Below are 2,961 nucleotides of genomic sequence, written 5' to 3' on the forward strand. Positions count from 1 at the left end.
CGTCGCTGGCCCTCGGCATACAGCGTGTCAAACACCAGACTCGACTTGCCCGAACCGCTCGGGCCGGTGACCACCGTCAACTCGCCGGTGCGAATGTCGAGGTCAATATTTTTGAGGTTGTGCTGGCGTGCGCCGCGAATGCGGATGAGACCGTGTGGCATGGGGTGATGTCTTTCCTGTGGAGGCCAGACATTCTAGGCAGGTCAGGGGGAAAACCCGTGCCAAAGGGTCATCTCAAACCAGAGGCTAGCCCTTGAGCGCCCGCGCCAACTCGACACAGGGTTTGACACCAACTGCGTCCTGAATACGAGGCAGCAAGGCCAGCAGGTCGGCATAGCCGCTGGCAGCTTCCACCGCCAGATTCAACCTGAAACCTCGAAGGCCCAGGCTGGCGGTGAGTTTGGTAGCCAATGGCATGGCCGTGCTGTAGCGTTCTTGTGGGGTACGTGTGCTCACCGGCAATTCAGGCACCGTGAGCGCCGCATCATTGCCTGCAATCAGGGGCACAGCGCTTGGCGCGGCCACCAGAAAACCAAGTGCCACCAGATGATCAATGTCCAGCTGAGAAATTCCGAGGCCACTGGTGGCGGTCAAAACCTGAGCACTCAACTTGACCCCGTCAAACAAAATAAATGCAGAGCGCTGGCGCGCTGAAAACAGGTTAGAGCGCGCCTTGAACGCCTGCTGACCGACTTCTGTTTTTGAGTATTTCATGGGGCATTCTATGTTTGAACGGCGAAACTCCAGCCTGATGACACACTCGCTTACCTGTTCCGCCAGGCAAAAAAAACAGCCCTCATGGAGAGGGCTGCTGAGTCGCACGGGTTAACCCGTTAATCGTTGGCGTAAATATCTACGTCTTTGGTCTCTTTCACAAAGATCATGCCGACCACAAACGTCATACCGGCCACGATGATGGGATACCACAAGCCGTTGTACATGTTGCCGGTCTGCGCCACGATGGCAAAAGCGGTGGTGGGCAGCAAACCGCCAAACCAGCCATTGCCAATGTGGTACGGCAAGCTCATCGAGGTGTAGCGAATGCGGGTGGGGAACATCTCCACCAGCATGGCGGCAATCGGGCCATACACCATGGTGACCAGAATCACGAGGTAGGTCAGGATGGCGATCACGGTGAGCTTGTCAAACTTGGCCATGTTCGCCTTGGTCGGGTAACCTGCCGCTTTCAGAGCGTCCGCCACTTCCTTTTTGAAGGTATCGCCCTTGGCTTTGGCTTCAGCGGCAGGCAACCCTTTGGAGGCGTAGCTGGCGATCACGGTCTCACCGATCTTGATGGTGGCCGGGGCACCCGCCGCACCCGGTGCATTTTCATAACTCACCGAAGCGCCGGCGAGCACCTGCTTGGCGATGTCGCATGAGCTGGTGAACTTGACGGTACCGGTCGGGTTGAACTGGAATGAGCATTCTTTGTCTTCCGAGGTCACCACCACCTTGTTGGCCACCTGGGCTGCCGCAAGATCAGGATTGGCAGCTTTGGTCAGTGCCGTGAAGACCGGGAAGTAAGTCACCACCGCCAACAGACAACCGGCCATGATGATGGGCTTGCGGCCAATCTTGTCAGACCAGGCACCAAACACCAGGAAAAATGGAGTACCAATGATGAGCGAGATCGCCACCATGATGTTGGCGGTTGCGCCGTCCACTTTGAGCGCTTGCGTCAGGAAGAACAGGGCATAGAACTGGCCCGAGTACCACACCACTGCCTGGCCTGCCGTCAGGCCGACCAGGGCCAGAATCACGATCTTCAGGTTTTTCCACTGCCCGAATGACTCGGACAACGGGGCCTTGGAGGTCCGACCCTCTGCCTTCATTTTGGCGAAAGCAGGCGACTCATTCATGCTGAGTCGAATCCACACGGACACCGCCAACAACAAAATCGAGACCAGGAACGGAACACGCCAACCCCAGTCAGCAAATGCGGCTTCGCCAATGAGGGTTCGCGTCCCCAGAATCACCATCAAACTCAAAAACAGCCCCAAGGTCGCTGTGGTCTGAATCCACGAGGTGTAGGCACCGCGCTTGCCATGCGGCGAATGCTCGGCCACATAAGTGGCGGCGCCGCCGTATTCACCACCGAGGGCCAGGCCTTGCAGCATACGCAGACCAATCAAGATGACCGGTGCGGCCACGCCGATGGTGGCGTAGTTGGGCAGCATGCCGACAATGAATGTCGACAAGCCCATGATCAGGATGGTCACCAGGAAGGTGTACTTGCGCCCAATCATGTCCCCCAGACGGCCAAACACCAACGCACCAAAAGGGCGCACGATGAAACCTGCGGCAAAAGCGAGCAGTGCAAAAATGAAGGCCGACCCCTCATCCAGACCACTGAAAAACTGCTTGGCAATGATGGCGGCGAGCGAACCGTACAGGTAAAAGTCGTACCACTCAAAAACTGTGCCCAATGACGAGGCGAAAATCACCTTTTTTTCTTCGGCGGTCATGGGTCTTGCGACTGCTTTTGTTGCCATCGTGATGTCTCCTAACGGTTGTAATGAATGACACCTTGGCAGGCATCTGTGGCGGACTATCAAACGACTTACTGACGGTATTCTGACTCATTGATCAGGAAATACAGCGTCGTTAAAGCGCCCGATTTATGAATCAAGTGCTAACCCTAAGCACTATTTTTACAATGCGGAATATATGCGCAAAATAGCCATAAAACCGTCATTTTTCGCCTTCAAAATGAAGTGAGAATAATTGGTCAGTTGACATGCAATTTATTCTGCCTTTCATGAGCGACGCCCTCTTGAATCAGGGTTTGTCCCTAGCCCTCCCGTAAGGGCATGGTCAGCCCTTTTTTGCAAGATGGAGCGATGTGTTGATAGCACTACTCGCATTTTTCCCAACCTACCTTAGGAGACCCGAATGATTGATCCGGTGGTCGACAAAATCCAAAAACACCCGAAGTACTTGGAACTTCAAAAGAAACGCGGC

At 55.1% G+C, this 2,961-nt stretch carries 2 protein-coding genes; both read right to left on the reverse strand.

What is annotated here, in order from left to right; translation table 11 throughout:
* Positions 1-246: 246 nt before the first annotated feature.
* Positions 247-714: a hypothetical protein gene (locus WCG50_RS18605; protein ID WP_336901090.1), complete on the reverse strand. Its 468-nt coding sequence runs from the start codon at positions 712-714 to the stop codon at positions 247-249.
* A 119-nt stretch (positions 715-833) separates the two neighbouring features.
* The gene (locus WCG50_RS18610) at positions 834-2,492 is read right to left on the reverse strand and encodes an MFS transporter (protein ID WP_336901091.1); all 1,659 of its coding nucleotides are present in this window, start codon (positions 2,490-2,492) and stop codon (positions 834-836) included.
* Positions 2,493-2,961 lie beyond the last annotated feature (469 nt).

Source organism: Rhodoferax sp. (assembly GCF_037143375.1).
In the GTDB taxonomy this organism is placed as follows: Bacteria; Pseudomonadota; Gammaproteobacteria; order Burkholderiales; family Burkholderiaceae_C; genus Rhodoferax.